Raw genomic sequence first — 4,197 nt, 5'->3', positions numbered from 1 at the left:
GTGTTGGGCGACACATAGCCGCGCACGCGGCAGAGGGCGGGTGTCGATCCGCTCGCGGCGATCATGTCCGAGGACAGAATATGCGCCGGCATTTCCGGAGGGAGGTCCAGCACCGTGCCGGAGAGCTGCGCACAGCTGGTCGCGCTATCTGTTTCGGCGGCGCTCGCAGGAGAGGCGCCATAGGCCAGCAAGGCGAGCAGGACGGTCATCAGCCAGTGCCGCATCGGCCTCATCCCCGTGTCGTTGTCCTCGCCCCCACGAGGATCTTCATTCCTTGATCGAGAAAGAAGGGCGGCAACCCGATGGCCGCCGCCCCTCCGTCATTGTCAGAACTTGTAGCCGACGTTCACGCCGATCTGGCGGAAGGACGGTTCCACCTGCACGCCGCTGTAGAAGGCCTTTTCATAGGCGTTCGCGTAAAACTTCTCCTTGAAGAGGTTTTCCACGAACACAGTGGCGCGGAACTTCTCGGTCTCGACGCCGAGACGGACGTTCACATTGTGGTAGCTCGGGCTGAGGAACGGCTCACCCGGGACATTCTTGTACAGGTAATAATAGGGGTTCGAGATCATGTTCGAACGGTAGTTCCACTCGACACGGGCGAAGGACTCGAGCTCATCCGTGATCGGAACGGTGTACTGGGTCTGTGCACCCAGCGTCCACTCCGGCGCATTGGTGAGCTGCTGGCCGCTCACGTCGAGCACGATGCCGTCGATCAGCGCGTTCTTCCAGTCCTTATACTTCGACTTGTTGTAGCCGACCTGGCCGCTCAGCTTCCAGAAGTCGGTCAGCTTGGCGTCGAAGCTGCCTTCGATACCATAGCTCTCCGCAGCTGCGGCATTGTCGATGCCGCTGACGCCACGAAGCAGCCCAGTGACCGGATCGATGAACTGGAAACGGATCGTCTGCTGGATGTCCTTCCAGTCCATGTAGAAGGCGGTGATGTCGACGCGGACGCGCTTGTCGAACAGATCGAACTTGGTGCCGAGTTCATAGTTCCACAGCGTTTCCGGATCGAACTCGTTGCGCAGCTGCGCGGCATTCGCGGTCTGCGTACCGCCCGACTTGAAGCCGCGCGACGCCGTCGCGAAGATCATCCAGTCGGTCTGCGGCTTGTAGCTGATCGTGAACTTCGGCGAGACGTCGTCGAACTTCGCCGAACGGTCGTTGATACCGGTCAGGATGGTGTTCGAGCGGGTCTGGGAGTCGTTGGTGACCTTTTCCTTCGAATAGCGGACGCCGGCAGTCGCGGCCCACTGGTCGGAGATGTTCCAGGTTCCCTGAGCGAACAGCGCGAAATATTTGGACGTGCTGTAGCCGTCCGCGCCGGTCACCTCGAGGCCGTTGCAACGGCCGCCGGTCGATGCCGGGCAGAGCGGGCTGTTGGCGCCATGGAAGGTCGACTGGTCGCTGAGGCCGCTGTCCTTGCCGACCACGGTGCCGACGCTCCACTCGAGCGCCTGCTTGCCGTTCGAGGCGAGGCGGAGTTCGCCGCTGGTCGACTTCCGGGTGACCTTCAGGTCTTCGTAGAAGAAGTCGGGGCTGCCGCCATCGACGTCACCATAGTTGAACAGCGAAGACTTGAGGTGACCGAGGACGCTGGTCAGCGAGACCGGACCCATGTCCCACACCGCGCGCGAGCTGATATAGTCGTACTTGGTGCCGACCTTCTGCGGGCGGTTGAAGTTCACGCGGTTGATGTTGTTCGGATAGAAGCCGACGCCGTCCGGGTTGCCGATGACGCCCGCCGCGCGGCCATAATAGACCGACGCCCAGGTGCGCGTGACGAAGCCGGTCGGCACGCCGTTGCGCATGCCGGTCGCTTCGTTCGAATAGCTGTACATCAGGTCCCAGGTGAAGTTCTCGCTGGGCGTGAAGCGGCCCTGGATGCGACCGGTGTAGAACTTGCTGTCGTTGCCGCCGCCGATCGGGTTGATGTTCTTGATGTAGCCGTCCGACTTCTCATACTGGCCGGCGGCGCGGATCGCGAACAGGCCTGGCGAGATCGGCACGTTGATCACGGCCTGGGCGCGCTTGGTGTCGAAGCTCGAATAGCCGACTTCGACTTCGCCTTCCCAACGATCGACCGGCTTCTTGGTGGTGACGTTGATGGCGCCGCCAACCGCGTTGCGGCCGAAATAGGTGCCCTGCGGGCCGCGCAGCACTTCGATACGCTCGAGGTCGACGATCTGCGGGTTGCTGGTGCCGGCAACGACGTTGAAATCGTCGATGTAGAAAGCGTAGCTCGACTGGCGAACGTCGGCATAGGGGTTGAGCTGGTTCGAGATGCCGCGGATCGCGAGGTCCTTGCGGTCACGCGAGCCGTTGCTCTGGAAGGACACGTTCGGCGCCATTGCGAAGAAGTCCTCGACGCCCTGGACGTTCTGGCTCCTCAGCTGTTCCGCAGTGACTGCCGTGATCGCGATCGGAACGCTCTGGATCGATTCCGCGCGGCGCTGCGCCGTCACGATGATGTCGCCTTCGGAGGCGACGGCTTCCTCGGCGGCGGCCTGCGCATAGGCCGGTACGGCGCCCATCGCCATGGCGACGGAGACCAGTGCTGTGCAGCCGCAAATGCGGCGACTGATCTTCGAATAGAAAGAAGCGTCCATCATCTTACCCCTTTTTGATGAGCCCGCGATCTTTAATCTGCGGTACTCCGATCCTTGGTAGAAATCCCCTCTGGCCGGGCCCCACGCCCGGCAAAAGTTCAGTTCAACTCGTCCAGCATTCCGGGTCGACCGATGGCTTCGTCGTGTCGACCGGTACGCGCACCAATGTGATGGCGGCGATCTTGTCCCCGCGAAGATCGGCATGTCCGGCTGCGAGCATGCAGCCGACCTTGCCGTTCCGGCGCGAGCGGATGACATGATAAGTGTAGAGGCGCCCGTCCTTTTCGAAAGCGTCCTTGAATGGCACGACGATCTCGACCAGCGCGCCGCTCGCCTGGATCGCCTGGAAATGCTTTGCCCAGTCGTCGAGACCGTGGATCACCGTCTCGCCGTTGAGCGTGAGCGTGGCATCAGCGGTGAAATAGCGTCCGAAATTCTCGGGCGTATAGGCTCCGGGCTGTTTGAAGGCCTGGTTCCACCAGATGAACATTTGCGACAGCTTGTCGGTCGTCGGTGCGGCTGCCGCGAGCGGCGTGGCGGCGGCGACCAGCAATGCCGTCAGAGATCCGAGGATCGTCTTGCTCTTCACCTGTTTCCCCCATCTGCAGCCTGTAACTGATCAAACTGCTGGTTGAGTTGTCCGTCAGTTACAAAGTTGTTGCAATGGCACCGAATAGGCTCGTTTGTTGCGGCGTGTGCAAATTAGAGCGTTTCAATCCTTTGCAGGCGCTCCAACGATCGGCTTGCCGCCCTTCATCACGAAACTGATCGTGCGCAGCGCGCGGATGTCGCCGGTCGGATCGCTGTCGACCGCGACGATGTCGGCGAAATAGCCGGGCTTCAGCGCGCCGACCTCCTTGTCGACGCCGAGCATGCGGGCCGGTTCGATCGTGGCGGCGCGAAGCGATTGCAACGGGGTCATGCCGGCCTCGACATAGAGTTCGGCCTCGCGGATCGTCGCGGTCGTGCCTTCGTTCGGCTCCCACGGATATTGATCGCTTCCCAGTGCGATCGGGGTGCCGATCTTGATCGCGTTGCGCAGCGTCTCCCAATGCGCCTTGCCGACCGAATCGACGCGGGCGAGATACCAGTCGGGCGAGCCGATCTTGCGATAGAATTCCTTGGCGCCCTGCTGGCTGACGACGATGGTGGGAACGAGCCAGACGCCCTTCTGCTTCATCTTCGTGAGCACGGGCGGCGTCAGGAAATATCCATGTTCGAAACCGTCGATCCCGGCGTCGATTGCCGCCTCGGCCGCCAGCGGCGAGCCATTATGTCCGGTGACCTTGACCCCGTTGCGATGGGCAACCTCGATCGCAGTCTTCAATTCGTCGTCGGTGAAGGGCGACGCGGCAATCTCGCCATGGGTGTCGGAGATGCCGCCCGATATGCCCAGCTTGATCCAGGTCGCGCCGCGCTTGATCTGCTCGCGGACCGCGCGGGAAAATTCGGCCGGTCCGTTGACCTCGGTCGAGCCATGACCGCCGGTGGCGACGATCGACGAGCCGGCGGTGTGAATGCGGGGGCCGTCATAGGTGCCGCCGTCGATCATCTTCTTCACGGTGAAGTCGACGCCGTCCTGCGC

General features: G+C 62.2%; 4 protein-coding genes. All 4 read right to left on the bottom strand.

The features are described from left to right. Positions 1-209, bottom strand: a 209-nt coding sequence (locus KAY22_RS25370; RefSeq protein ID WP_296625886.1) for a hypothetical protein, incomplete at its 3' end; no start/stop codon positions are given. A gap of 117 nt (positions 210-326) precedes the next feature. Further along, positions 327-2,615 (bottom strand): TonB-dependent receptor, encoded by a 2,289-nt coding sequence (locus tag KAY22_RS25365; protein ID WP_296625885.1) that lies wholly within the window; start codon positions 2,613-2,615, stop codon positions 327-329. A 100-nt stretch (positions 2,616-2,715) separates the two neighbouring features. Further along, on the bottom strand, positions 2,716-3,201 hold the full coding sequence (locus KAY22_RS25360; RefSeq protein WP_296625884.1) for a hypothetical protein: 486 nt from the start codon (positions 3,199-3,201) through the stop codon (positions 2,716-2,718). A gap of 123 nt (positions 3,202-3,324) precedes the next feature. After that, positions 3,325-4,197: amidohydrolase family protein (locus tag KAY22_RS25355; RefSeq protein ID WP_296625883.1), on the bottom strand; the 873-nt coding region annotated here is incomplete at its 5' end.

This window comes from Rhizorhabdus sp. (assembly GCF_018006725.1).
Lineage (GTDB): Bacteria > Pseudomonadota > Alphaproteobacteria > Sphingomonadales > Sphingomonadaceae > Rhizorhabdus.
This window is presented reverse-complemented; position numbering and strand designations above follow the sequence as displayed.